This is a genomic window from Shewanella sp. SM74 (assembly GCF_025653725.1).
GTDB lineage: Bacteria > Pseudomonadota > Gammaproteobacteria > Enterobacterales > Shewanellaceae > Shewanella > Shewanella oncorhynchi.
In genome coordinates this window covers 1-26,293 of the sequence record NZ_JAKKRZ010000019.1, presented here as the reverse complement: position 1 = coordinate 26,293, position 26,293 = coordinate 1, and the positions used below count along the sequence as shown (strand labels likewise).

The 26,293-nt window shown below is 49.0% G+C and carries 19 protein-coding genes, 1 tRNA gene and 2 pseudogenes; 3 read left to right on the top strand and 19 right to left on the bottom strand.

All coding sequences use genetic code 11. The features are described 5' to 3' along the window. Position 1: 1 nt before the first annotated feature. The 3 genes from yedF to fdhD form a co-directional block, all read right to left on the bottom strand. Positions 2 to 235: a sulfurtransferase-like selenium metabolism protein YedF gene (gene yedF, locus L5M49_RS17650; protein WP_107946196.1), complete on the bottom strand. Its 234-nt coding sequence runs from the start codon at positions 233 to 235 to the stop codon at positions 2 to 4. Next, the gene (yedE, locus tag L5M49_RS17645) at positions 235 to 1,449 is read right to left on the bottom strand and encodes a selenium metabolism membrane protein YedE/FdhT (RefSeq protein ID WP_263266558.1); all 1,215 of its coding nucleotides are present in this window, start codon (positions 1,447 to 1,449) and stop codon (positions 235 to 237) included. The genes yedF and yedE overlap by 1 nt, the downstream gene beginning before the upstream one ends. Before the next feature lie 113 nt (positions 1,450 to 1,562). Continuing rightward, a complete protein-coding gene (gene fdhD, locus L5M49_RS17640) occupies positions 1,563 to 2,399 on the bottom strand; it encodes a formate dehydrogenase accessory sulfurtransferase FdhD (RefSeq protein WP_198573380.1) in 837 nt (278 codons plus the stop codon). A gap of 141 nt (positions 2,400 to 2,540) precedes the next feature. Between fdhD and L5M49_RS17635 the strand changes: the two genes are divergently transcribed. Then, a tRNA-Sec gene (locus tag L5M49_RS17635) sits at positions 2,541 to 2,635 on the top strand. A 69-nt stretch (positions 2,636 to 2,704) separates the two neighbouring features. On the opposite strand, the pseudogene selB reads toward L5M49_RS17635, so the two are convergent. From selB to hutC, 9 genes and pseudogenes are all read right to left on the bottom strand, one after another. After that, a pseudogene (gene selB / locus L5M49_RS25355) lies at positions 2,705 to 4,543 on the bottom strand (selenocysteine-specific translation elongation factor); the annotation flags it as partial. 5 nt (positions 4,544 to 4,548) lie between these two features. After that, the gene (gene selA / locus L5M49_RS17625; RefSeq protein WP_263266586.1) at positions 4,549 to 5,970 is read right to left on the bottom strand and encodes an L-seryl-tRNA(Sec) selenium transferase; all 1,422 of its coding nucleotides are present in this window, start codon (positions 5,968 to 5,970) and stop codon (positions 4,549 to 4,551) included. 96 nt (positions 5,971 to 6,066) lie between these two features. After that, positions 6,067 to 6,972, bottom strand: a complete 906-nt coding sequence (gene fdhE, locus L5M49_RS17620; protein ID WP_263257091.1) for a formate dehydrogenase accessory protein FdhE — start codon at positions 6,970 to 6,972, stop codon at positions 6,067 to 6,069. Then, positions 6,972 to 7,613: a formate dehydrogenase subunit gamma gene (locus tag L5M49_RS17615; protein ID WP_105250947.1), complete on the bottom strand. Its 642-nt coding sequence runs from the start codon at positions 7,611 to 7,613 to the stop codon at positions 6,972 to 6,974. Before L5M49_RS17615 ends, fdhE begins: the two co-directional genes overlap by 1 nt. Next, positions 7,610 to 8,521 carry a formate dehydrogenase subunit beta gene (gene fdxH / locus L5M49_RS17610; protein WP_168826883.1) on the bottom strand — a complete coding sequence of 304 codons (912 nt, stop codon included), beginning with the start codon at positions 8,519 to 8,521 and terminating at the stop codon, positions 7,610 to 7,612. The genes L5M49_RS17615 and fdxH overlap by 4 nt, the downstream gene beginning before the upstream one ends. 2 nt (positions 8,522 to 8,523) lie before the next feature. Next, a complete protein-coding gene (fdnG, locus tag L5M49_RS17605; RefSeq protein WP_173496974.1) occupies positions 8,524 to 11,538 on the bottom strand; it encodes a formate dehydrogenase-N subunit alpha in 3,015 nt (1,004 codons plus the stop codon). Between the two features lie 675 nt (positions 11,539 to 12,213). After that, positions 12,214 to 13,755, bottom strand: a complete 1,542-nt coding sequence (hutH, locus tag L5M49_RS17600; protein WP_263266556.1) for a histidine ammonia-lyase — start codon at positions 13,753 to 13,755, stop codon at positions 12,214 to 12,216. A 52-nt stretch (positions 13,756 to 13,807) separates the two neighbouring features. Continuing rightward, the gene (gene hutU, locus L5M49_RS17595; RefSeq protein ID WP_113941241.1) at positions 13,808 to 15,475 is read right to left on the bottom strand and encodes a urocanate hydratase; all 1,668 of its coding nucleotides are present in this window, start codon (positions 15,473 to 15,475) and stop codon (positions 13,808 to 13,810) included. A 155-nt stretch (positions 15,476 to 15,630) separates the two neighbouring features. Next, positions 15,631 to 16,338 carry a histidine utilization repressor gene (gene hutC / locus L5M49_RS17590; RefSeq protein ID WP_263147157.1) on the bottom strand — a complete coding sequence of 236 codons (708 nt, stop codon included), beginning with the start codon at positions 16,336 to 16,338 and terminating at the stop codon, positions 15,631 to 15,633. Positions 16,339 to 16,511: 173 nt separating this feature from the next. Between hutC and hutI the strand changes: the two genes are divergently transcribed. Next, the gene (gene hutI / locus L5M49_RS17585; RefSeq protein WP_263266555.1) at positions 16,512 to 17,738 is read left to right on the top strand and encodes an imidazolonepropionase; all 1,227 of its coding nucleotides are present in this window, start codon (positions 16,512 to 16,514) and stop codon (positions 17,736 to 17,738) included. Positions 17,739 to 17,835: 97 nt separating this feature from the next. On the opposite strand, the gene L5M49_RS17580 is transcribed toward hutI, so the two are convergent. The 4 genes from L5M49_RS17580 to L5M49_RS17565 all read right to left on the bottom strand — a co-directional run bounded on the left by L5M49_RS17580 (position 17,836) and on the right by L5M49_RS17565 (position 20,294). After that, positions 17,836 to 18,588 carry a siderophore-interacting protein gene (locus L5M49_RS17580; protein ID WP_263266554.1) on the bottom strand — a complete coding sequence of 251 codons (753 nt, stop codon included), beginning with the start codon at positions 18,586 to 18,588 and terminating at the stop codon, positions 17,836 to 17,838. Beyond that, positions 18,581 to 19,141 (bottom strand): MarR family winged helix-turn-helix transcriptional regulator, encoded by a 561-nt coding sequence (locus L5M49_RS17575; protein ID WP_263266553.1) that lies wholly within the window; start codon positions 19,139 to 19,141, stop codon positions 18,581 to 18,583. The genes L5M49_RS17580 and L5M49_RS17575 overlap by 8 nt, the downstream gene beginning before the upstream one ends. Positions 19,142 to 19,249: 108 nt before the next feature. Next, positions 19,250 to 19,786: a protein tyrosine phosphatase family protein gene (locus L5M49_RS17570; protein ID WP_113941236.1), complete on the bottom strand. Its 537-nt coding sequence runs from the start codon at positions 19,784 to 19,786 to the stop codon at positions 19,250 to 19,252. A 229-nt stretch (positions 19,787 to 20,015) separates the two neighbouring features. Then, positions 20,016 to 20,294: a hypothetical protein gene (locus L5M49_RS17565; protein WP_263164109.1), complete on the bottom strand. Its 279-nt coding sequence runs from the start codon at positions 20,292 to 20,294 to the stop codon at positions 20,016 to 20,018. A gap of 225 nt (positions 20,295 to 20,519) precedes the next feature. Here L5M49_RS17565 and L5M49_RS17560 point away from each other — a divergent pair, with 225 nt between their 5' ends. After that, positions 20,520 to 22,343 carry a glycerophosphodiester phosphodiesterase gene (locus L5M49_RS17560; RefSeq protein ID WP_263266552.1) on the top strand — a complete coding sequence of 608 codons (1,824 nt, stop codon included), beginning with the start codon at positions 20,520 to 20,522 and terminating at the stop codon, positions 22,341 to 22,343. A gap of 822 nt (positions 22,344 to 23,165) precedes the next feature. Here L5M49_RS17560 and L5M49_RS17555 read toward each other — a convergent pair. From L5M49_RS17555 to L5M49_RS17545, 3 genes and pseudogenes are all read right to left on the bottom strand, one after another. Then, the gene (locus L5M49_RS17555) at positions 23,166 to 25,730 is read right to left on the bottom strand and encodes an outer membrane beta-barrel protein (protein ID WP_263266551.1); all 2,565 of its coding nucleotides are present in this window, start codon (positions 25,728 to 25,730) and stop codon (positions 23,166 to 23,168) included. Between the two features lie 2 nt (positions 25,731 to 25,732). Next, positions 25,733 to 26,065, bottom strand: coding sequence for an InlB B-repeat-containing protein (locus tag L5M49_RS17550; protein ID WP_263266550.1), 333 nt, complete (start codon positions 26,063 to 26,065; stop codon positions 25,733 to 25,735). Then, positions 26,062 to 26,293 (bottom strand): annotated as a pseudogene (locus L5M49_RS17545) (IS4 family transposase); the annotation flags it as partial. The gene L5M49_RS17550 and the pseudogene L5M49_RS17545, both read right to left, overlap by 4 nt.

Below are 26,293 nucleotides of genomic sequence, written 5' to 3'. Positions count from 1 at the left end.
CTCAACGCTGGATCAGATAACGAATAGTCGGACCATTCTGCTCAATTTCCAGCACTTTATAACCATGATTTTTAGCGTCGAGGGGAATGTTGTTAATAGACTGCGGACAGTCACTAATCACCTCGAGAATTTCACCGGGCTTTAACTTAGGCATAGCCTCAAGGGTAGCCACTGCGGGATAAGGGCAAGGTTCACCCACCATATCGAGTTGATAATCTGGAATATATTGAGCCATTACGCCGCCTCCGCTAGCAATTGTTCATCACGCTTCGCCTTACGAGCAAAGAAACGTTTCTCCCACAGCAACATAGCGCCAAAGGAGAGCCCCAGCAGCACATAGGTCAGCAATAATCCGCCTTTATCGCCAAAGCTGGTCAGTAAATTAACTTTGTCCCAGTTCGTAGCTAATGGCTGAGCGATATCATCCCAGTAATACGCCAGTAAGGTTGAACCCAACACGTTACCTAAGCCCACCCACCAGAAATGCACTTGGCCTTCGACTGCACGATACATCCAACCCGTTTCACAACCACCAGCCAGTACAATACCAAAACCAAACAGTAAGCCGCCGATCACCGCATTAGGGCCAGCCCACATGATCTTAGGTGGCACACCCAGTTGCACATAGCTGTAAATACCTATCGCACTGACCGCCATGCCTAAGATAATTGCCTTCGCCATGTGAGTACGACCAGTGATCCACATATCGCGGAACGCTGAGGTAAAGCAGATTTGGGCCCGTTCGATTAATAAACCAAAACCAACACCACAGAGCATAGCAATGCCGAGTTTTGGCGCATTAAACATAGTCAATAACCCCCAACCGACGATGCCTACAAACATCAACATACCGATACGGAAACGACGTCTAGCTTGGTTTTCGTCCTGCTTGATTGAAGTCGCTTTATCGACTTTTTTCAGTTTTATCGGAATACGGAACATCGGCAGTAAGGTAAATCTTGCACCAAAGTAAGAGCCTGCTGCGGTCGCCAAAGCAAAGAACCAAGCATGTAAAGAGAACTGCGGAATACCCGTGAAGAAGGCTGCAAGGTTACAACCCATAGCTAAACGGGCACCAAAGCCAGCAATAATGCCGCCGATCAGTGCCTGAGCAATACGGATACGGCTCTGTGGCATACGCAGTTTGACGTTATTGGCCCAGAGCGCAGCAGCAATACAACCACCAAACATACCGATAATCATCATGCCGTCGATACGATCTAGAGGAGAGCCCTGCAGACCTATCACTTTGAAATAACCCCAGGTTTCAGGCTCTGCACCTAAAAACTGCAGTAAATGACCACCCCAACGAGTGAATTCCCCAGTAACAGCCCAGAAGGTTCCGGTCAAACCAAAATAGTAAGTAGAAAGGATACCCGCAGCGATCACCGCTGGCATAGGAGCCCAAAAACGAACTAAGTATTCTTGTTTAAATTGTTGCCATGTCATGTCATTACCCTAATGAACGAGACTATAAAAAAATAAGCACAATGCGCTTATAACCTTTATGCCACAATGATTTAGGTTGTTATATACAACTTCAATCACAAGTGGCCTCACGCTTAAATGGCTTTAGCTAAGCTGACACACTGCTGCCCCAACAGGCGATAACCGTGGGTGTAAAGCGTTGCCCTGCCATTACGGCAAAAACCGATAAGCGTGATATTGCTTTTCTCTGCTAATTCCAACGCCAGTGAAGTCACGGCGGACATAGCAAACAGAATTTGGATATTGGCACTAGCGGCCTTTTGCACCATCTCAAAACTCGCGCGACTGGTGAGCAATACGGCCACTGGACGTTCCACATTTTGAGCGGAAAAGGCGCCAATTAGCTTGTCTAGTGCGATATGCCTGCCTATATCCTCATAGGCGGCGATGATCTGTCCTTGATGGTTAAGCCCCATGGCCGCATGAGTGGCGCCCGTCAGCTTAAAATGTTGTTGATTATCTTGAATTTGCCCAAGTGCAACCTGTAAGTGTTCGATATCGAATCTGGCATCTGAGTCCACCCGCATCACAGGCTTGACGGCCTCTTCGAGCTGGGCGACGCCGCACAATCCACAACCTGTGCGCCCCGCCATATTGCGCCTTTGTTGCTTGAGTTCCATAAAGCATCGTTGGTTGATTTCCACTTGGATCAACACGCCTTCACTGGTGAACTCGAGCTCCACCCCTTTGATATCATTGATATGGGAAACGATACGTTCAGATAACGTAAAACCAATAGCGAAGGCTTCTAAATCTTGAGGACTCGCCAACATCACGGTATGCGCTATGCCGTTATAGACCAGTGCGACTCGCACTTCATTAGCTAAGTAGTCAGTCAGCTCAGATGCGTGCCCATGTTCTAACAAGATCACGTTTCTTTCTGTCACCACTTCATGTGAATGATATTCCATAGCGCCCCTTTAAAACTATAAAACCAAATAAAAACAATTAGTTTGATGACAATTTAAGACTTGTATCACAAACCCATAAACTAAATAAGAATCGCCTTGAATCATCCTTACGCATTTTCTACTATCCCTAAGTCTTCTATTGGAAGAACGTCGTCTCCGGTGAGGCGTCCGGATTTCAAATCCGGGTAGGGCTGCCAGCAGTCCTGGGTAGGTTCGACTCCTATGTTCTTCCGCCAATTCTCATGGGAAAAAAACAACTCGGCATCCCGAACTTCTCGGCTATTACTGCGATACTTCCTACGGGTAAAACCACTTCTGTCAAAGAACTCAAGCAGTTGAATACTCACCTTACGCCCAAGCCCAACCATGTCTTTAAATTCTGCCGTTTCGAGCTTGCCGTGTTCTGCAATATGAGTACGCACTAAGCTGGCGTAGTAACAGATTTGCTCGCTGAGCAAATATCTGTCCTTCACCACAGCAGTAATAAACCCCTGCTGCACCAGCTGGAAACACAACAACCTTAATTTGGCAGGTTCTAGCGCAAGGTATTCGCCCATTTCGGTGACCCATACAGGGGCGGTTTGCTCGGCAAGCCAAGGCGCAAGCGCCTGCCAACAATGCTGAGCCTCAGCGTCTAGTACTATTTTGTGTTCAGCGAGCTGCAACAAGGCACCACGCAGCACCATGCGACCTTCTTGGCAAAGCGTGTCGAGCACTTTATTGGCTAATTCGGGCGGCAAAGCGCTGTGGCTCATGCGCTGCAGGCGATTACGCCCAAGCCCAAGTTGGTCAGGATGCTGTTGATGGAACTCGCTAAGTAAAGAAACAAACTGTTGTTTTTCTTGCTCAAGCAAACTTGTCGCTATAGCAAATGCCCCAAAACGAACTAAACCCGCTTGGGCTAACAGCATTGCCAGCCCTTCGTCGGTTAATTGCCAACGCCACGCGATTTCATCAAGCTCTATCGCCTGAGTTTGGCCGAGTAAAGCCACCACATGGGCAGGATTATCCAAGCGTGCTAATTGCAGTAATCTCGCGACTCGTTCAGGTGTACGTTTCTTACGATTAGGGACTTTCAGCGCCAACACTCGCCCCGCACCTAAAGTCTGTTTACCTCCAATGTGTCGCAGGACAATTCGATCGTTCTGGCATAGGAGTAGCGGCTTTTCGAGTACTAACTCCGCCAGACAGAAGCCTTCTTCATCAGCTTCATTTAACAGGGAAACTCGACCTAAAGTATGATCGGCGCCATGGTGACAGTGGACATTTTGCCAATGCACTAATGGCTCACAGCCTAAAAAATCGAAGGCTCGAATGTGCACAACGGGGCGGCTACAGAGCTCGGCTTGAGGCAAACTGCTCAACCAATCGCCACGCTCTGGCTCCCTATGGTTATCGACACCCGTTAAATTGAGTGCTACGCGTGTACCCGTGACAGCCCTTTGGGCTTCTTGTCCCTGACAATGTATGCCTCGCACTCTGAGTTTGGCCTTTTGCCCTGAACTAAAAAGACTATCACCCACGCATACGCTGCCGCTGATCACTGTGCCCGTCACGACACAACCCGCACCTTTCACACTAAAGGCGCGATCGAGCGTCATCCTAAAGCTGCTGGCATCCTCCGCTCGCTTTGACTCTTGCTCACCTAAATCAAGAATATGCGCCTTCAGCGCCGCCACGCCATTAGATGCTAAGTCGGCGGTTCCATTCGCCGACACTTCAAAAACACCACTGGCCTCAATGCCATACTCGGCCAGCAAAGTGAGTCCATCGGCGACAAGCTGTGCCGCCTTGTCACTATCAACTAAATCCCGCTTAGTTAGCACTAAGGTCAAACTGTGCAAAGGTAAGAGCGCAAGAATTTGCAGATGCTCACGGGTTTGCGGCATTACGCCATCGTCACAGGCCATCACTAACAGGGCATGCCGAGCATGACTCACGCCCACCAGCATGTTGTTGATAAATTTTTCGTGGCCGGGCACATCAATAAAAGCAAGGCGCGAACCATCTCGAAGTGGCATAAATGCATAGCCAAGATCGATCGTCATACCGCGGCGTTTTTCCTCCGGCAGACGATCGGTATTCATCCCAGTCAAAGCGCGAATAAGCGTACTCTTGCCATGATCGACATGACCCGCAGTCACAATGATCACAACTGCACACCTAAAGTGCTCAACTCGGCGAGGAGTTCGGCTTCACTATCAAGACCGCGCAGATCTAATCTGAGTTGGTCCTGACTCATGCGACCTATGATAGGCCGTGCCACCTGCTTAAATTGTTGTTCTAACAAACTTAAACTACCACCATTGAGTGCGGTAAAACACAACGCCACTGAGGGTAAAAAAGTATCGGGCTGTGAGCCACTGCCGACTTGTGTTTGGCACTCGACTAACTCAATGCGATAACAAGGTTCAAAATGTGGAACCAAAGCTTGCTGTAAGCGACGACCAATCTGCCATAACGTCTCTTGGCTACGGGCAAATTTCGCCATAATAGGCAGCTCAATGTCTAAGGTTTCAGGGTTAAGATAGTGGATCAATGTCGCTTCTAACGCCGCCAAGATCAGCTTATCGCAACGCAGGGCGCGCTTTAGTGGATGACTCTGTAACTGCTTAATCAGCGACTGTTTGCCAACGATCAAACCAGACTGAGGGCCACCCAATAGTTTATCGCCGGAAAAACTCACTAAATCGACCCCATCGGCTAGCATGGCTTGGGGCGTAGGTTCTTGCTTTAGACCAAAGCGGCGCAGATCCGTCAGTGATCCACTACCAAGATCTGAAATGAGTGATATGCCACGCTCACGGCATAACTGACCCAGCCTTGCCTCCTCCACTGCGGCAGTAAAACCACTAATATGATAATTACTGGTGTGGACCTTCATTATCGCAGCGGTATTTTCAGTAATGGCCTGCTCATAATCCTTAAGGTGAGTCCGATTGGTGCTGCCGACCTCGACTAAGGTGCAGCCCGCTTGGCGCATAATGTCAGGGATGCGAAACGCGCCGCCAATTTCCACCAACTCACCACGGGAGACTATGACTTCTTTCCCCGCAGCCACCGCTGACAGCATCAACAACACAGCTGCGGCATTGTTATTCACGACACAACAAGCCTCGGCACCCGTTAAGCGCTGGATTAAAGCACTGATCGCATTATCCCTGTGACCACGTTCACCTGCCGCAAGCTCAAACTCCAGCGGTGTGGGGTAGCGCATAACAGAAGTCACGGCTCGAATTGCCGCTTCTGACTGCTGCGCTCGGCCAAGGTTGGTATGCAATATGGTGCCAGTGAGATTCCACACGGGTTTTAAGCTGTGGCTGTAATCGTTAGACAGTTGATCAACCAAACATCTGTGCAATTGCGCAAGCTCGCCACACCATGTCGGCAAACAGTGCTCACGGCCGATTAAGCTGCGCGCCGCCTTTAACTGGGTATCCAGTGCGGACTTTACTGCCGCTTTGCCGTAGGACTGCTGCAATACCACAAAACTAGGCTCTGCAAGTAGGCTATCCATTGAAGGCAAAGCTCGGTACAGAACTTGTAGTGTTTCAGGTGCTTGGATCATCATCTGTGTCATTTTGTTTATATTATTGCCATTGGTTTATAAAAAGCAGGAAGGGATCAGCAACCCGACTCCCTCCCGCATTTGTTTAAGCTATGTGGCTTACGTGGTTTCGTGGGCCAGTAGCAGTGGGTTCAGTGTTGTTGCCCCAAAGCCCTTAGCATTTAGCTCACTGTCTAACATCAAGGTCGCGAGATCGTCTGCCGCCACATCCATAGAAGGTGACTTCTCGACGAACATCATCTTGGTATAGCCATGACATTCATCGCAACTTTCGATCCGCACTTGAGCCTTGGCATCATCTAGCGACCAAATCGTCATTTCTTTGTCCTGACCGCAACTGGTGCAATGGGCGCGAATGTAATGCCATTCGCTCTCGCACAGACTGCAATGCAAGTAGCGCAAACCAGCTCGGGGCTGATCGACAATCACACTCGCCACTGGATGACATCCACACACGGGACACATACTCTGCTGCGCCACCTTGCGCTGATCCATCCGCTTGATGACCATAGGTGCCCAATGCGACCAATAAACGCCCATCGCCGCCCAGATGAATAAGCTAAAACGGGCAGGCACTTCACTGACATGCCCTTGGCGTAGTGAACGCCCCCACGAACTCAGTTGCTCAGGTGATTGCTGCATCAACAAACGCACTACCCGAGCTATGGATTCATCCACCTGCGGCAACAAATCACTTAACAGTTGCTGTAGCAGTCCTTGCCAATAGCTATCTGCCTCTGAGCCCAACAAGGAAAGCGGAGTCGCCTCATCTTTCCCCCAAGCGAGAAGCTTACCGAAGTCAGCCTCCTGCGCTAACCTGGCCTGTATAGAGACCAAACGGCGACATAGCTCAAAGTAGTCAGCCAGCGGCGAGTCCTTGGCCAATGACAGCAAACGCTGCGCCCTTCTGTGATACACAGCTTGGGGATCTGCCGCTTTTAACGGTTTAAGTTCCAGCGGCGATTCGCTGCCTTGGGCCAGAGGTATCTCGGCTGTATGACTCATTAATGTTTCTCCACGTCCGAATGTTCATCCAACATCACAGGGTGATGTTTGCGGCACCAAGCCTTAGAGACTTTGCCGTAAAGCATGCCCTTAACCGACCCTTCCACCCATGTCGCCATCCAAAAATGTACCATCACAAAAATCAACATGATGAGCGCACAAATGGCGTGCAACAGAATGGCCCAACCCACCACAGTGGCGGAGAAATAGGGCGCAAAGTAAGGCTGCCACATGATGATTCCCGTCACCGTTAAAGTGATAGATGTCAGCACGAAGGCGCGAAACAATACCTTTTGCCCAGGGTTGTAATGGCCGATAGGCGGGATTTTCTCCTCGTTCTCGAACATCACATCCTTAATGGCGAGCATCCAAGCGAGGTCGTGCTTTTCCCATTTGTTGTGTTTGTAGTAACGCACCAACATCAACATCAGAGGTAAGCACATCATCAAGCCCGCAATGGGATGAATAAACTTCGCCAATTGCGGTGTGCCCGCTATCGCCCCAAGCCATTGAAACGACGGATAGAAGAAGGAAAAGCCAGTGAGAAATGTCACTAGGCCAACCGCCACAATGAACCAATGACAGATGCGATCGAACAGCTTGTGACGCACTATCATTTCTTGCTTATCATGCTTGCTCATTTGTCGGCCCCCTCTTCCTGCTTAGCCTCTTCCTCTGGCGGTTGATAACCCGGTTGGTCTTCTTCGACTATGTTGCGACCGACGGTGATCTTATGCAGACAAGCGACGGCGGCAGTGGCAAGAATGCCCATAGTGCCTAAAGGTTTGACCCAGTCCTGCCACAGAGTGAGTGACAGTGGGATCTGCGGGTTATCAGGCATGTTGTAGCTTTCGGGCTGATTGATATCGTGTAATATCATCATCATACCCGTGCCACCTACACCCTCAGGGTTATAAAGTCCTGCCTTAGCAAAACCCTTTTCCTTCAGTTCTTCGACCCGTTTTTGCGAGTAGAACAACATGTCCTCACGGGTGCCAAAACGCAGCGCCCCTGTGGTACAGGACTTAACGCAGGAAGGTTCCAATCCCACGGCCAAACGGTCAGAGCACATAGTGCACTTGTAGGCCTTGTTATCCTTAGGATCGATTTTGGGCACATCAAAGGGACAAGCACTGGCGCAATAACCGCAGCCGATACATTTGTCCGAATCGAAGTCCACCACACCATTGGCGTGCTGGATAATCGCGCCCGAGGTCGAACAGGCCGTTAAGCAGGCAGGGTCAGCACAGTGCATACAGGCCGAGTGAGTAAATTGCCAACGCAGCTTGTTGCTTTCCATCACCTCATGGAACTCCATCAGGGTCCAACATTGGCCCGATAGCGACATAGGGTTTTGGTAACTGCCTTGGAAGGTGCCCACCTCTTCCCGTAAATCATTCCACTCAGAACACGCCACTTGGCAGGCTTTACAGCCATTACACTTAGTGGCGTCGAACAGCTTAGCGACCTTTTCTGACGAATTACGCCCCTTTGCCGCAGGCGTCACCGCTGAAGTACCGGAGCGGCGGATAATGTCTTGTGATGCCATAATCAGATCCCCTCCGCTTTAGTGATGTTAACCAAAAATGCTTTGAACTCAGGCACCTGTGTATTTGCATCCCCCACTTCCGTGGTGAGTACGTTACAGGAGTAACTCTTACGAGTGAGTGCATTATGGCTGCCGTGACGGGGTAACCCGACGGTATGGACTAACTGGCCATTTACCTTTAACGGCTGTAGCCGTTTAGTCACTAAGGCTTTGGTTTCAATGCTGCCGCGTTTAGAGCTGACAGTGACCCAATCCCCATTGGCGATACCTTTTTCTGCCGCTAACATTTCATCGATTTCGACGAAGGTTTCAGGCATAGAAATCGCAGCTAAACGAGCATGCGTAGACCAGAAGTTAAAGTGTTCAGTTACACAGTAAGTAGTTGCCACATAAGGGAAGTCCTTATGGGAACCTAAGGTTTCCTTCACACCCGGTAACATACGTACCGCAGGGTTACTGGTGACCTTGTGTAACGGGTTCAACCCAATAGGCGACTCCATCGGCTCGTAGTGCTCAGGGAACGGACCTTCGGCCAATAATTTAAGGGCGAAGAAACGACCCACACCTTCGGGTTGCATGATGAAGGGGCCAGCGGATTCCTGTGGTGTTAACTTCATATTGAAGTCGCCCACATCGATACCGTGCCACTTACCGTCAACCCACTCGACGATAGTGCGTTTTGGATCCCAAGGTTTGCCGTTGATATCGCAAGAAGCGCGGTTATACAGCACACGACGGTTTGCTGGCCAAGCAAATGCCCAACCCGGAGTAACACCTTTACCGGAAGGATCATGGTTGTCACGGCGAGCCATCAAGTTGCCTTCTTCGGTCCAAGAACCCGCATAAATCCAACAGGCGCTGGCGGTACTACCATCAGCTTTCAGTTCAGCAAAACTACTGAGCTGACGTTGAGTCACGAGATCCTTACCGTTAAGCTCGCGAGCGATTTCTTCAGCGTGCGGTGAGTGAGGATTGTGGTAATTCCAGCTCATCGCGTGCACTGGCTCAGGCAGCTTACCGCCCTCTTGTTTGTACAGTTCACGCATTGCCATTAAGACGCCAGAGAGAATCTCAGCATCTGGCTTGGCCTCACCCGGCGGGTTAGCGCCCTTCCAATGCCACTGCATCCAACGGCCAGAGTTGACGATGGAACCTTCTTCCTCGGCAAAACATGTCGTAGGTAAACGGAACACTTCAGTCATGATTTCAGCGGGATTGACTTCATTGAAGCCATCGGCATTTTGCCAGAAGGTTGCGGTTTCCGTTGCCAAGGCATCCAACACCACCATGTATTTAAGATTACTCAAGGCTTTGAGTACCTTATTACGGTTTGGCATAGAGTTAATGGCGTTAACACCTTGGATAATGTAGCCATTCACTTCGCCGTGGAAAGCCATATCTAAGTGTTTAGTAAAGTCGTACTGCTTGTCCCATTTCGGCAACCAGTCATAACCAAAGTCATTTTCAACCGTGGCGTTATCGCCCCAAAAGCTCTTCATTTGCGAAACAAAGAATTTAGGGTAATTTTGCCAATAGTTGGTTTGACCCGGACGCAGAGCGACAGGGGTATAGTTGTGGAGATAGGTTTTAAGATTAATGTCTTTTTCGTTCGGTAACTTGAGGTAACCGGGCAAGCTTTGACACAATAAACCCATATCAGTCGCGCCTTGCACGTTCGAGTGTCCGCGCAGAGCGTTAACACCACCGCCCAACACCCCAATGTTACCCAGCAGCAACTGCACCATGGCCATAGAGCGAATGTTCTGCGCCCCTTTACTGTGGTGAGTCCAACCTAAGGCATACATAAAGGTCGCGGCTCTATCGTGGGTATGAGTGCTACCAATTTGTTGGCAAACGATCTCATAGTCCGCAATCGGCGTACCGGTAATATTGCTTACGGTTTCAAAGTCATAGCGTTCTACATGTTGCTTCATTAAGTTCCACACACAGCGTGGATGTTCGAAGCTAGGATCGATTTTCGCGTAACCCTGTTCGTCTAACTCGTAATACCAAGACTCTTTATTGTAGCTATCTGTTTCTTCATCGAAACCACTGAACAGACCTTCACTAAAAGAGAAGTCTTCGCGCACTATGTAACTGGCATTGGTATAAGCCTTCACATAGTCGTAGTTCACTTGTTTAGTTTCAATAAGATAGCGGATCACCCCGAGCAGGAAGGCGATATCTGTGCCCGAGCGGATCGGCGCATAGTAATCGGCCACAGCGGCGCTACGGGTGAAGCGAGGATCGACCACCAAAAGTTTAGCGTTGTTATGTTGCATAGCTTCTGTAACCCAGCCGAATCCGACAGGGTGAGCCTCTGCAGCATTACCGCCCATAATAATGATCAAATTAGAGTTTTTAATATCGATCCAGTGGTTGGTCATGGCACCACGTCCAAATGTCGGAGCAAGACTTGCTACCGTTGGAGAGTGTCAGTTACGCGCAATAGTATCGATTGCAACTAGGCCCAGTGCCCGTGCAAATTTCTGGGTGATATAGCCGCCTTCATTCGGCATCGCCGACGAGGTCATCATCCCAGTGCTAAGCCAACGGTTAACCGTCATCCCAGCAGAATTCTTTTCAATCAAGTTAGCATCACGGTCATTCTTCATCAGACGGGCGATGCGTTGGTAAGCTTCAGTCCAGCTGATACGAGTCCATTCATTACTGCCTGGCGCACGGTACTCAGGATATTTAAGACGATTAGGGCTATTCACATAATCCACTAAACCAGCGCCCTTAGGACACAAGGCCCCACGGTTGACTGGATGGTCTGCATCCCCTTCGATATGGAAAATACTTTGTTCGGCGTTTTTGCCGTTACTTCCTTTGCTGTACATCAGCAATCCGCAACCCACTGAGCAATAGCAGCAGTTATTGCGGGTTTCTTTCGCGCTAATGAGTTTGAATTCTCGAACGGCCGCATAGGCCTTTTCGGACATCAATCCCAACGCTGAAATTGCTGAGGTGGCAGCTCCGGCAGCACACAGTCTAAAAAACTGGCGTCTGTTCATTGCGTCCTCTCACACTCTTGTCGTTATGAGTCTAGTGGTTGCTGTAGTAAAAATGGCAACCGATTGAGTGAGTCCTACTAAAGACCACACTTAATTTAAGATTATCCCCAAAGAAGAAATAGATAACAAATAATGACATGAGATCAAGATCTCAAATAAACAACCACAAAACATAACTTCAAAAAACATTAACAACAAAGCATTAAAAACCATTTATCAACAATAAAAGCACAATAATAGGAATTAAAAACCAATAAACCACAAAAGACAATTTGTCCAACATTACAAGCCCATATTGTCCCACATCATAGGGTTATGGTTATTAAAAATGATTATATGCATTCAAATATGCATAATGATGGCGGATAAAAACACAAAGGTAACGGTTTCTAGAGGGATAGACAGCCACAAAAACTGACAATGTAAAGATTAGGGCAAAAAGTGCAGAGTCTGCGGTGTTAAACACACCAAAATGGCAAAGACAAAGATCGAGGAAAAGCAGATAAAAACCAAAGAAAAAGGCACAAGCAATCTGCCTGCACCTTAAATTTTGCCTTTTAACGCTTATTTTTAGCACATTGAGGCGCAAAATCTGGGCGCGATAACAAAAGCGCCTCAGTGCAGCCTATTCCCGCGGAGTAAACACCTGTTCAGCCATTAAACTAAAACAAACGCCTAAAAGCTGGCTAGCGTTCCTGCTGGCAAATAAGTGTTAAAGCTCGCTGTATATAACAAATCTGTCGCGGCTTCGATATCTGGCGCGAAGTATCTGTCTTTATCGTAATAAGCGACAACTTCACGCAATTCGGCTTTAGCCTTAGCCACTGCAGCACTTGGGGCTAAAGGAGCGCGGAAATCTAAACCCTGCGCCGCCGCTAACAATTCAATTGCCAGTACACCACGGGTATTTTCGCTCATATCGCGCAAGCGGCGGGCCGCAAAGGTCGCCATAGAAACATGGTCTTCTTGGTTAGCCGATGTTGGCAAGCTGTCGACTGATGCCGGATGGGCGTAGGTTTTGTTCTCAGACGCCAATGCCGCCGCCGTCACTTGGGCGATCATAAAGCCCGAGTTCACCCCGCCGTTTTTTACCAAAAATGGCGGCAGTTTAGATAGGCTAGAATCGATCAATAACGCAATACGACGCTCGGCAATGGAGCCCAGTTCAGCAATCGCAATCGCCAGATTATCCGCCGCCATAGCCACGGGTTCGGCGTGGAAGTTACCGCCAGAAATGATATCGCCTGTATCTTGGAACACCAGTGGGTTATCGGTTACGCCATTGGCCTCTGTGCCTAACACATCGGCCGCGTGACGAATTTGGGTCAAGCAAGCACCCAGCACCTGTGGCTGACAGCGCAGTGAGTAAGGATCTTGCACCTTTTCACAGTTAGCATGACTTAAGCTTATCTCAGACTCTTCACCCAGTAGATGACGGAAGACCATGGCCGAATCGATTTGACCTTTCTGACCACGCGCCGCATGGATGCGAGGATCAAACGGGCTACGGCTGCCCATCGCCGCTTCGACGCTCATGGCACCGATCACTGAACTTGCTGCGAACAAGTCTTCGGCGTGGAACAACCCTTCCAGCGCCAGCGCAGTCGACGCTTGTGTGCCGTTAAGCAAAGCGAGTCCTTCTTTGGCCGCTAAATCGATTGGCTTAAGGCCAGCGATTTCTAAGCCTTCAGCGGCAGAAATTAACTCGCCTCGATAGCTCATTTCGCCTTCGCCCAGCATAGGCAAACACATGTGCGCCAGTGGCGCTAAGTCACCCGAGGCGCCAACAGAGCCTTTTTCTGGCACGCAGGGATACACTTCGGCGTTCACTAAACTGATTAAGAAGTTAATCACTTCTAAACGAATGCCTGAAAAACCACGGCTTAATGAGTTGATTTTTAACACCATCATCAAACGCACTGTGGCATCTTGCATGTATTGCCCCGTGCCAGCGGCATGTGACAACACGATAGAGCGTTGCAGCAATTGCAGATCTTCGGGCGCTATCTTGGTATTGGCCAACAAGCCAAAGCCCGTGTTGATGCCGTAAACGGTACGGCCTTCATCCAACACTTTTTGCACGATTTGCGCACTGGTGTTGATATCGGTAATCGCCTCTGGTGCGAGTTCCAGTGTCAGCTTATGGCGGCTGATTTCGCGCAATTGCGCTAGGCTCAAGCAGCCCGGCGTTAACACTAAGTGATTCACAGATTTCATATTTTTAGCTCCAAGCTTTTAGTTATTATTGTTATTGAGTCGTTAGCATCGGCTAGTCTTGCATAGGTAAATCGAGGCCCTGCTCCTTGGCGCAGTTTTTCGCAATCTCGTAGCCCGCATCGGCATGGCGCATCACGCCTGTCGCTGGGTCGTTCCACAGCACGCGGCCAACCCGTTTTGCCGCCGCATCTGTGCCGTCACACACAATGACCACACCCGAATGTTGGCTAAAGCCCATGCCGACGCCGCCGCCGTGGTGCAAAGACACCCAAGTTGCACCGCTGGCGGTGTTGAGTAGCGCGTTCAGCAATGGCCAATCTGATACCGCATCTGAGCCGTCCAACATAGATTCGGTTTCGCGGTTCGGGCTGGCCACAGAGCCAGAATCTAAGTGATCACGGCCAATTACCACGGGCGCCGACAACTCACCATTTTTGACCATTTCGTTGAAAGCTAACGCCAAGCGAGCGCGATCTTTTAAGCCAACCCAGCAAATACGCGCTGGCAGACCTTGGAAGGCGATACGCTCGCGCGCCATGTCTAACCAATTGTGCAAGTGTGGGTTATCTGGGATCAGTTCTTTGACTTTAGCGTCGGTTTTGTAGATATCTTCGGGATCGCCAGATAACGCCACCCAGCGGAACGGACCTATGCCTTCACAGAACAGTGGGCGAATATAAGCAGGAACAAAACCTGGGAAATCAAAGGCGTTTTCAACGCCCATTTCAAACGCCATTTGGCGAATGTTGTTACCGTAATCGAGTGTGGCTGCACCCGCGGTTTGCAGGTCGAGCATGGCTTGTACTTGAACCGCCATCGAGGCTTTCGCCGCTTTCACTACGCCCGCTTCGTCGGTTTTACGCATGGCGGCAGCCTCAGCCATAGTCCAACCCTGCGGTAGATAACCGTTTAATGGGTCGTGTGCCGAGGTTTGGTCGGTCACCACATCTGGGGTAACGCCGCGTTTAACTAATTCAGCAAACACATCGGCGGCATTTGCCAGTAAGCCAACAGATACAGGCTTACCAGCTTGGTTTGCCTCTTCAATCATCGCCAATGCTTCATCGAGCGAAGTGGCTTTTTTGTCGACATAACGGGTGCGCAGACGGAAATCGATGCGAGTCTCGTCGACTTCACAGGCTAACACCGAGAAGCCAGCCATAGTGCCCGCCAGCGTTTGTGCGCCGCCCATGCCGCCTAACCCACCAGTGAGGATCCACTTGCCTTTAGAGATACCTTCAAAGTGCTGTTTTGCGACCGACACAAAGGTCTCGTAGGTGCCTTGGACTATGCCTTGAGTGCCGATATAGATCCAAGAACCCGCCGTCATCTGGCCGTACATAGCCAAACCGAGCTTATCTAACTCGTTGAAATGTTCCCAGTTCGCCCAATGTGGCACTAGGTTTGAGTTAGCAATCAGCACGCGCGGTGCATCAGCATGGGTGCGAAATACGCCCACAGGTTTGCCCGATTGCACTAATAAGGTTTCGTCGTCTTCGAGGCGTTGTAAGACTTCGATGATTTTGTCATAACAATCCCAATCGCGGGCGGCGCGGCCGATACCACCATAGACGACTAAGTCTTCTGGGCGCTCGGCCACATCTGGGTGCAAGTTGTTCATTAACATGCGCATTGGCGCTTCGGTGAGCCAACTCTTACAGCTTAATTGTGTGCCATGCGGTGCAATAATACGGCGGCTTGGGTCGTGGCGCTTATCCATTGAATTTTCCTCTTTCAACCTGTGGTGCTAACTCGTATTCGCTAAGTCGCTAATACGGGTTAGCACTATTGTTTTTATTGTGTTTTTATCTTTTAACTTATAAGGGTACAGCTATCAAAGTTACTGATTTACATCTGTTAATCACGCCACTGGCGTTACTTGCTAAAGGTTAAGTGGCCGCCGAGTTTAAAGCGGCTACCTGGATGAACTAATTTTGCGAAACTCACGACGCCTTGGCGTGACCAAGTGCGGCGTAAAATCTGTAAACAGGGCTCAGTGGCGGGGATTTCGAGCCTTTGCTGTAATGCTTCACTGGCGATAATCGCTTCAATCGTGTGATGCGCCTCGGTCAGCGGTGCCACTTGGGACAAATATTCGTGGGGTGTCTGCTGGGTAAAATCCTGCAATAAATAATCAGGTACCAGCTCAGGATTCACATAACGCTCTTCAACTTGCAACGGTAAGCCCTGCTCGCAATGCACTAAGATCGAATGGAAGACTGTCGCACCGTGCTCAAGCCCAAGGGAAATTGCGATACTCGTACTCGCCACGACTTGTTCTAACACCCATTGCTGCACGCTATAGCCGTGGCCGCGGTCTTTTATCTCATCGGCAATATTGCGGATCGCCAACATAGACGACTGGGATTTACACCCTGCGACGAAGGTGCCTAGCCCTTGAGAACGCTCAAGCACACCGCTATCCGTCAGCTCGGTTAGCGCACGTCGAGCCGTCATTCGGCTGCAGGTAAACAAATCGGCAAGCTGATTCTCAGAAGGCACGCGAGCATGTTCTTCCCACTCACCCGACTCGATAGAGGAGATAATGTATTGCTTAATTTCTGCAAACTTAGGAGTAGCCAAAACATTTCCTCAATATAAAGCGCTAGAATCTAGGTACTATTCACTCTTTCAAACGTTCAAAATTGCGGCTACAATCCTAGCTTGTATATACAAGTAAATACAAGCCAGCTCACATAAATTTAATAAACCGTTAATCACTTGGTTAACATCTGCCAGCACAGCGAGGGGAATACATGTCTTGGGATCAGGTTTGGATAGACGTTAACTTAGCCACAATGGACCCTTCCGTATCAGCACCTTATGGTGCGATCACCAACGCGGCCATCGCAGTAAAAGATGGTAAAATTGCTTGGCTTGGCCCCCGCAGCGAACTGCCCGCCTTCGATGTTTTGTCAATTCCCGTTTACAGGGGCAAAGGCGGTTGGATCACCCCAGGATTAATTGACGCCCACACTCACTTAATCTTTGCCGGTAATCGCGCCAATGAATTTGAGTTACGCCTACAGGGCGCCAGTTACGAAGAAATTGCTCGTGCAGGTGGCGGCATTATTTCAACCGTTAAAGCTTGCCGCGAAGCGGATGAAGCAGAATTATTTGAACTCGGCCGTCAGCGTTTAAACACGCTCGCCAAAGAAGGGGTGACTACGGTTGAGATCAAATCGGGTTATGGTTTAGATACTGAAACTGAATTGAAAATCCTGCGTGTCGCCCGCGAGCTCGGCAAACATCACCACGTAGATGTGAAGACCACATTCCTTGGCGCCCATGCGATTCCGCCAGAATATAAAGACAATAGCGACGGCTACGTCGACTTAATTATCAATAAGATGCTGCCCGCAGTGATCGCCGAAAACCTCGCCGATGCGGTAGATGTGTTCTGCGAGAATATCGCCTTTAACCTTGAGCAAACCGAACGGGTACTCTGCGCAGCCAAAGCGGCGGGCTTAGAGATTAAGCTCCATGCCGAGCAGTTAACCAATATGGGTGGCAGTGCACTAGCCGCACGTCTTGGTGCTAAGTCTGTAGATCATATCGAATATTTAGATGAGACAGGCGTAAAAGCCTTAAGTGAAAGCGGCACCTGCGCCGTACTACTGCCGGGCGCCTTTTACTTTTTGCGGGAAACCCAAAAACCACCTATCGATTTATTGCGCCAATACGGCGTACCTATGGTACTCGCCAGCGATTTTAACCCAGGTTCATCCCCCATTTGCTCAACCCTGTTGATGCTGAATATGGGCTGCACCTTGTTCCGTTTAACACCAGAAGAAGCCCTAACAGGACTCACCTTAAATGCCGCCAAAGCACTAGGAATTGAAGACACTGTTGGCAGTTTAGTCGTTGGCAAACAAGCCGATTTTTGTCTGTGGGATATCGCCACGCCTGCGCAGTTGGCCTACAGCTATGGCGTCAATCCCTGCAAAGATGTGGTGAAGAATGGCAAGCTAGTTCACCAGTAGCATAGATCCATCAATAATAGGTGCATCAGCAGCAAAAACGGCATAAGCGAAAGGTTAGATAAGGTCGCTAAATCAAACTTGGCGACCTTATCTGAATTTAAACATTGGCCCCATTTTCTAACTGCTCATCTTCTTGCTTTACCAGCTTATGCTCACCTTCGTTACAGCCTATTTTCCAATAGCTCGAGGTATAAAAATGGCTCTTAGGCAATGAATGCGCTTGCTTAAAATGCCTTCTCAACGCGCGCATGCTATTAAATTCACAGGCAATCCATACGGCTGGCTCGCCAGCAAGCCAAGGTAATTGGGCAATTCGCTCGACCAATGGACGGCCTTCGGGATCGGCCTCAGGATTGATCACCCAATGCAGCTCGACATGTTCAGGATGTACGAGAGGCTGAATGTCGGCTTCACTCAATACTTCAATCACAGCGTAACCCACGGCATTGTTTGGCAATTTTGCCAGATTCACGCTAATGGCGGGCAAGGCTGTCATATCACCTGCGAGTAAAAACCAATCCGCCTCAAAGTTGATCAGTTTTTTAAGTCCGGGTCCACCAATTTGAATGAGTTCGCCCACCTGCGCCGTTTTCGCCCAACTCGATGCGGGGCCGTCGGTATCGTGCAGCACAAAATCCACATCGATTTCATCATCGCGTTGCTGACGGATAGTGTAAGTTCGCATTAATGGACGCTCACCCGCTTGTGGGAATAACAACTTGATATAGGCACTCTCTTGATCGGCAGGAAATCCAGCCAATCCCGCACCGCCTAAGGTGATGCGTAACATATGCGGAGTAATATAAGTGGAGCGGATCACTTCTAGCTCACGTGGTGCAGGTTTATTCATTATGATTTTCTCCTATTGCGTTTTCTGCCGTTAAGCGCAACTCAATGGCTCCTTTTCCAGCCGTATCTTTTGGCTTACTAGATGGTCTTTTTTGAGTAAGGCAATCAGTTTCACTTTTGGCGGCAGCGGCATCATCCACACTTTTACTAATCCTATTGGCAAGTTTAATAAAAGTATCGACTTCGTCTGAACTGAGCGCCTGCGTCATGCGCGCCACAGTTTTACGTTCTGAGGCATTGATCTGAGTCATGATCTTTTCCCCCTCAGCCGTGGGTCGCAGTAACTGGCTGCGGCCATCCTTAGGGTTATCGATTTTAGTGATCAACCCGCTCTGCTGTAGCTCATTAAGAACACGGGTAATTTGCGCTTTATCCCGCTGCATTCGCAGGGCAATAGACTGAGCTGTCGATTCAGGATTGCGACACACGCCCTTCAAGGCACGGATATGAGTGACAGGTAAATCAATCTCTTGTGCAGCAATATCGCTACGCAATTGCTTTTTGTAGGCATGCACTAATCTGTGCAAGGTTTCACTGAGTGACAATGAAGGCATAGAAGGCTCTCGATATAGTTGACTGTATCAACAATATCGAGATTAGTTGATTGTGTCAACTAATCTACTCCCGCACCTTTTTAGAGAGTGTTTATAACGGAACATAAATCAAAGTTTATATTTCGCTCTAATCTCATTCAGTAGTGCTTGCCACTTAGGGTAAATCGCTAACTCATTATTCCATGGCGCCATGGTCTGTGCCATGTTGGGATTTTGACCTTGTTTTAACTGATATAAATAAGCAAACGCTGAGGCTCGATAATTAGCGAGACAATGCACTAATACATCTTTCCCCTTATGCTGATCCATAGCCGCAAAGAAGGCTTCCACATCTTCGACCTTTGGATTTTGCCAATCCACGGGAATATACACATAGTCCATTCCGGCCTGAGTCACGAGTTTACCTTCATCAGGGTGGGCATCTTTACTGCTGTCCGGCATAAGATTGATCACCACATCCACACCAGCTTGTTTAAGCAGTGAAAATTGCTGCTCATTTGGTAAACCTGAGCTTAATAACTGCGGCGCTTGCTGTTGTAATGCACGAATACCCTGAAGATTTTCGATCGATTCTATATTGGCATTCGCCAGTGGAGCCCCCAACAACAGGGCAAGAACAAGGCTTGAAAGTACGGAATTTCTCATCAATAACTCCTTGGCTAACATAAAAATCAGAGGCTTGCTTAATCCTCTGATAATCCTGTACCACCGAAGTTCAGCAAATATCATCCCAATCCACCACGAATGCACAAACCTTTGAGCTAGCACTCATTTTTCGCGCCGAATTAACGATGGTTGCGTTTCATCTTGGGAGATTTAGCAATCGGTTGCAAATATCGATGACTTACCTCTCAACATTTTTAAAAGCAACGGGCTAAAACATATTAAAAATCAACCATAAAAACAAAATAGAAGGTATTACCATCAGCGTGCTCACAACCACATATACCCAATGTTTGAAATAGATAAAGATCCCGATACCCACAATATTGGCAACAACAATAGAAATCACCAGCAGCAAAGGGGAGGCAATATGTGCAATATTATTCAAAACTCGAGATGTTGGGATATGGATTATCACTCCCGTAGAATTCAGCACAATCAATACTGCCAGTAATGAAAATGCCATCAGTACCCAAAAAAACTTACTCATTGTCCCTATCAACCTGTTATCCCTACATCCATCAGGATTATAAAGGTTCGTACCCCTATATGGCATACACTATTGAGTGTAATTATCTGTTTTACAAAGCACACCACCGAAAGCAACAGACAGGCATAAATCATCATCTTACCCAAGGTAATAAATTCGATGGCTAACCTTAAACCTGAAACGCTGTTAAATTACAGTCCTAACTCGCACGAATAAGGAAGCGGCATGCTCAATCCTGAACACAGTTACTGGCATGACACGCTTAAAGCCATTCGTCGCTGCGGTAGAAAACTCATTGAATTTGAACTGTTATTCGCTTTAGTGTCGGCGGGTATTATCGTCCCGTCTTTTGGTTGGCTACTGCGCCATCTGATTGCCAAAACGGGCAATGTCACCATTACCAATTACGACTTAATCGCCTTTGCCATGTCTCCCTATGGCTTGCTGTTTATGGTCATTACTCTATTCAGCAGCTTTACCGTTTTTTTTACCCAACGTGCTGGAGTCACGATTCTCGCAGCATCTGGCTTATACGATATTCCCATTGGCCCAGTGCGGGCGCTGATTTTCGCGACAGCGCGCTTACCCGTATTTATTCGCCTTGGTAGCATTTATGCGGCTTGCTTATTGCTGCTCAGCGTACCTTTTATCGGGTTAGGATATCTGATTTTCAGCGTGTTTCTACAGGGACACGATATTAATTACTACTTGTATTTCAAGCCCATAGACTGGTATCTCGCCTTAACGAGTATGGCCTTCTTAGCGATAATCTATGTCCTTGTTGCCTTATATCTGTGGGCCAAAGCGGCCTTTTCACTGACGATTATTGTGAGTGAAACGACCGATGCTTTGACGGCACTCAAACGCAGCTGGCAATTAAGCGTAGGCAATGAACGCCCGATTATGTGGCACGCTGCGGGTTGGTGGTTGAGGATAGGTGCTTTGGTGTATCCCTTAATACTGCTGATCTCCTGGGGAACCGATAGCTTACTCGATAGGGTTACGCTGACACTTTCGGCAGAATTAGCCATTTTGGCCCTCGTCTCTGCACTGATTTTTATGCTCAGCGCGGCATGGTCCTTACTCGGAATGTTTGGGGAAGCCTTTATCATATTGCTGTTATACCGCCAGCTGGGAGAAAAACCCGCAGGGTTAGAACGCCTTGGGCGACAAACAGTAAAAAGAACGTCTGAACTGTCGCTTTATACAATAAGTGGGGTGTTGGTCGGCACTTTTTTAATCATGTTGGGATTAGGGGTATATGCCCTCAATAGTGAACCACAAAGGGATGACATCCTGATTACTGCACACCGTGCTGGCGCAGCTAGGGCACCAGAAAATACCCTTGCGGCTTTGCGTTTAGCGATTGCAGAAAAGGCGGATTATGCCGAAATCGATGTGCAAACGGCATTCGATGGCACCTTAATGGTATTGCACGATGCTGATTTGATGCGCATAGCGGGCGACCCAAGACGAGTTGCCAACCTCAGTGCGAGTGAAATGCAACAACTTGATGCGGGGAGCTGGCACAGTGCCGCCTTTGCAGGGGAATCCGTACCAACACTACTAGAGATGCTTAATGAGGCACGCAACAAAATCGGTTTGAACATTGAGCTTAAATATAATCAAGCCGATCCCAGCTTAGCGCAGGCCGTTGTCGCCTTATTGCAACAAGAGAAAATGACACAACAAGTGGTGATTACATCGCTCGAAGCAAGAGCCATTGAAGAAGTGCAACGACTCGACCCTTCCATTCACACTGGCCTTATCGTCACTCAATCCATTGGCGATCCCATTAAGGCGAATACACAATTCTTAGCGGTCAATCAATCGATTACTAACGAAAAATTTATCGCCAGAGCACACAAAGGAGGTAAGCAAGTGCATGTATGGACAGTAAATAATCCACGGCAAATGCTGCGCATGTTGGCGCTGGGAGCCGATGTGCTCATTACCGACTATCCGCAGGAAGCCGTGGAAATCCGAGAACAGTGGCTCGCGTTATCCCCTGTTGAACAAACGGCACTGCGCCTACGCTATGTTCTGTAAATTCTGCTTATTTACTCAACCTCGCCTCGAAGCGCTTAGCTCTACGTTGAAGCAACCAAAAAAGGCTTAACACCCCAAATGAAGCGGCTAAAGTGGTCAGCGTTAGTGCAAGAAATCCGGCCACCCAAGTTAAAACAACATCATTCACTCGGAGTTTAGATTCAAGCAACGACCAGTCATTAAGTCGCGAATAAACCGACAAGGTATAGTTCAAGTGGATGATGGCTAAATAGTGCTATTTAACTGAAAAATAGTGATTTTTAGCCATAGTCACCTAGCCCATTGTTTGGTTGACTGTGTAAAAAGGTAAAGCCAATGACTAAGTTTGAAGTCAGCCACTTTGAGGTACTGGCAACAAAGCGCAAAGTGTCGTCGTCACTTTTCTAAGTGTTCGCAATGATTATCTGAATCTGAGGTAAATTCTTGCAAGGTTTCAACAGGGCCATGAAACAACTTGCCAAGCTCAGCGATGGTCATAGTTTTTAGCCGAAAAAGCATCATTACCCCATACCCCATACCCCTTATCTACAAAAGAGTGCACGCCAAATGACACGACTGCAGTAATGATAGAAATGGGGGATATTAAATAAGCAGTTCGACACTCATCTGAGTTCTTCTTGGGCGCGGCATAGCAAGTCCTCCACATCAAGACTTTTGTTGAGTCGAGGATCCTAAATAATGCGATTTAAGCTGAGTAGCTCGATTTTCGGCGCGGACACAGTCAGATAACTGCGCACACATAAAAAACCCCGCAACAAAGGCGGGGTCAACAATAGAAAGCTGCCAGCGACTAAAACTGTAATTTGCCAGCAGTTAACAAGATCAAAAATGCCACTGAATACCGACAGCGATCAGATTACTGACTTGTGGTGATGTCTGATAGCTACCATAACTAAGCTGAACGGACCATTGTTCTGACAAGGTCCAGCTTAGACCCGCGGTGTAGGCAGCTTGCCAATTTTGCTGCGAGCGTGATTCAGCAGCAGTATCAAATAACTGCTGCCGCTGCATTAAATACCAGCCACCAGCAGTGCCAAACACGGAAACCGGGCCAGCCAGAGGATAAGACAAACGCACCGCCAATGTTGGACCATAACCTGAACCGCTGACCAGTCGTGCAACATCAGGCAACTCAGTCTGTTGCAACACACCAGGCAGGCGCACCGTTAACTCACCAGCATCCAACCAACCGCCTTCCAGCGCCAGGTATGTATTTAACTGATAGCCCCCATGCAGTTGCCAGGCCAGCCGCTGCTCCTGCTCCGCGCTGAATTGCTGACCTTGTAACTGAAAACGGCTGTCGGTATCCATCTGACCAACAGTCGCACGCAGATACATCTTATCCAGCGCCATGGGCTCTGCGACCACAGGTGCAGAACCCGCCACTAGCAACAGCAGTCCTACCCGACGCCGCAGCACCAATGCCAACAAACCGACCAAAGACCACCAGCCGGTGCTGCCACCCGCAGTGTTATAGACTTTATCGGTCCGTACTACCTGCGCCAGTACTCCGGGATCAACAATGACACAATTGGCTTTACCATCAGCATCATTTGGACCGCCATCTTCAATAATTAACCGCACACATTCATCCTTCGCAGTTAAACCCGGTGTCCACACCACATCTGACACCAACGGACAACGGCCTTCACTATTTTTGCCTGCACTAAACAACTGATTACGGCTGTTTTGCACAAAATCAAACCAGCGGCCATTGTGATGTTTACGCCAGACACTTTCAGTATTGATCTGACGGCCTTGCGGCAACGGGATCACAACAGGCACACTTTCACCCTGATTATTCAGGTTTCGGATCTCAAAATCGACCAACTGGCTTTGTTGCTGGTAGCCTTGATCAGGTAAAGCGCCGTCATTCAACGCCACGCCAAACTGGCCACTGGCCCAGGAACTGGCCTCACTTTGTTGACCCAGCGTCAGTTGATATTGCGCCGGAATTTCCAAATAACTAACGCCTGCTTCGGCCGGGGTACAGCTACTGACTCGGCCATTCTGGTCCTGTTCAACTTTTGGACAAAGCGGTAACCGGCCAGGCTGGGCAGTGAATAAATTCGCTGCCGCTGGCAAACCGCTCTGGTCAAGCTCGCTGCCACAATGATCATGCGCGCAACCAGCCACCACCAACAACACCAGATCCGTTTCCAGAGTTTGATTATTGTCAGTCGCTTGCAGCTTAAACTGATAACGGCCTTGTAACTTGGCAGGATCCAGCATCACCACAGCAGCGGCAGCTAACTCGCCTAACTCCCAGCGATAATCCAGCACTTTGTCGTGACTATTGCCTGCCTGCAACCTGATCAAACCAGCTTCCTGCCGGACGGCATAACCAGATAAACCGTCCTGTTCTATGCTGACCTGCAACGCAGCAGTGCTGGCCATAGCGCCAGTCTGCAGTTGATGGATCGCCGGTGTGCCCAAAACCGCATTGCCTGAACTGACTGCGGTCAGCTTGATCGTGGCATTATTACTGGTTTGCTCCGATAACTGATAACTGCGACGCCGCTCGTCCTGCAGATCAATCAACAACTTCTCCTCGCTAAGCTGAACGCCTTCAGCGCTAAACTCTACCGTCACCGGATAGCTGATCGCTTCATCACTGAGCCAAATACTGATTTTGGCTGCCGTTTGCTGTGCAACCTGTTGTGAGGCGGCAGTAAAAGCAACAAATGGATGCACTTCCAGCGTCAGTATCTGAATTTGCTGGCTTTGTTCATCCTGCAACTGCAACTGATAACGACCGGTTTGCTGACTGCTAAAGATAAATTCAGTGGCGGAAACCGCCTTGAAGAGAGTGCTGACTTGTTCTGGCGATAGCTGCTGCAGCTGGTTCGCTCGCAACACCTCACCACCCAACCAGCGGAACTGGCCACTGCCACCGCTGACAGTTACCGCAACAGACTGATTGGCAGTGACCAGATTCGTCTGGACGGCTGCTTGCACCGCAAAAGCAGCGAAACTTTGCAATTCGACCATACAATCTGCCGTAATGGCGGCGGTGTGGATGGTTTGTTGTCGCAGCACAGCACCGCAACCACGCACTTGCAGATAAAGCGCCGGATCGGTTTGCATCAGACTAAACACCGCAGATTGGCCATGGGGAATTGCTTGTTGCGCTGGGCTGATCGTCACCCCTGCGACCGTATTGACACTGACCTGATACAGACGCTCTTTGTACAGGGCATTTACCGTTAAGGCGGCAGTGACTTTGCTAAAGTCCGCATCCCAGCCAGTGAAGGTATAACCTTCCCGCTCTGGTGCCGTTGGTGCAGTCGCTGCTTGGCCATGAGTGATTTGCTGAGTCGCAATCTGCTTGCCATCGGCATCAACAAAGCTTACGACATACACATTCTGACTGTATTGCGCTGTCACTGTTAAAGCTGAAGTGATATTAGCAAAACTGACATCCAACCGGTGAAGGTATACCCTTCCCGCGCTGGCACAGCTGGCGCTGTTGCCGACTGACCATGAGTAATTTGCTGGGTCGCAATCTGCTTGCCATCGGCATCGACAAAGCTGACCACATACATATTCTGGCTATATTGCGCCGTCACTGCTAAAGCTGAAGTCACGTTAATAAAACTGACATCCCAACCGGTGAAAGTATACCCTTCCCGCGTCGGCACAGCTGGCGCTGTTGCCGCCCGGCCATGAGTAATTTGCTGGGTTGATAACAACTGACCTTCAGCACTGAAGGATCCCCTCATAAATCAGCCATAGCATAGCCATATTTGAGCAACTGATTGGCGAATAATACCCAGGCCGCCAGCAATTCTTTCTCCGTGATTTGATAATCAGGCCGCCTGAGTACCTCCAATCCCAAGCGAATCGTTGAGAGTACCGTTCGATGCCCAATGGTATTGGCCTGAAAATGCTTATCCCAGCCCTGTTGCTGTGCGTGTAAACCAACTAGCCACAACAGGCATTGAACCATC

What these genes read in the sequence shown, in the direction of transcription:
- L5M49_RS17580 (WP_263266554.1), bottom strand. Translation starts at nt 18,588, where the DNA reads ATGAATAAACCTGCACCACGTGAGCTAGAAGTGATCCGCTCCACTTAT.
- yedF (WP_107946196.1), bottom strand. Translation starts at nt 235, where the DNA reads ATGGCTCAATATATTCCAGATTATCAACTCGATATGGTGGGTGAACCT.
- hutH (WP_263266556.1), bottom strand. Translation starts at nt 13,755, where the DNA reads ATGAAATCTGTGAATCACTTAGTGTTAACGCCGGGCTGCTTGAGCCTA.
- hutI (WP_263266555.1), top strand. Translation starts at nt 16,512, where the DNA reads ATGTCTTGGGATCAGGTTTGGATAGACGTTAACTTAGCCACAATGGAC.
- L5M49_RS17575 (WP_263266553.1), bottom strand. Translation starts at nt 19,141, where the DNA reads ATGCCTTCATTGTCACTCAGTGAAACCTTGCACAGATTAGTGCATGCC.
- hutU (WP_113941241.1), bottom strand. Translation starts at nt 15,475, where the DNA reads ATGGATAAGCGCCACGACCCAAGCCGCCGTATTATTGCACCGCATGGC.
- L5M49_RS17570 (WP_113941236.1), bottom strand. Translation starts at nt 19,786, where the DNA reads ATGAGAAATTCCGTACTTTCAAGCCTTGTTCTTGCCCTGTTGTTGGGG.
- fdxH (WP_168826883.1), bottom strand. Translation starts at nt 8,521, where the DNA reads ATGGCATCACAAGACATTATCCGCCGCTCCGGTACTTCAGCGGTGACG.
- fdhD (WP_198573380.1), bottom strand. Translation starts at nt 2,399, where the DNA reads ATGGAATATCATTCACATGAAGTGGTGACAGAAAGAAACGTGATCTTG.
- selA (WP_263266586.1), bottom strand. Translation starts at nt 5,970, where the DNA reads ATGATGATCCAAGCACCTGAAACACTACAAGTTCTGTACCGAGCTTTG.
- yedE (WP_263266558.1), bottom strand. Translation starts at nt 1,449, where the DNA reads ATGACATGGCAACAATTTAAACAAGAATACTTAGTTCGTTTTTGGGCT.
- L5M49_RS17550 (WP_263266550.1), bottom strand. Translation starts at nt 26,065, where the DNA reads ATGAGGGGATCCTTCAGTGCTGAAGGTCAGTTGTTATCAACCCAGCAA.
- L5M49_RS17560 (WP_263266552.1), top strand. Translation starts at nt 20,520, where the DNA reads ATGCTCAATCCTGAACACAGTTACTGGCATGACACGCTTAAAGCCATT.
- L5M49_RS17565 (WP_263164109.1), bottom strand. Translation starts at nt 20,294, where the DNA reads ATGAGTAAGTTTTTTTGGGTACTGATGGCATTTTCATTACTGGCAGTA.
- L5M49_RS17615 (WP_105250947.1), bottom strand. Translation starts at nt 7,613, where the DNA reads ATGAGCAAGCATGATAAGCAAGAAATGATAGTGCGTCACAAGCTGTTC.
- fdhE (WP_263257091.1), bottom strand. Translation starts at nt 6,972, where the DNA reads ATGAGTCATACAGCCGAGATACCTCTGGCCCAAGGCAGCGAATCGCCG.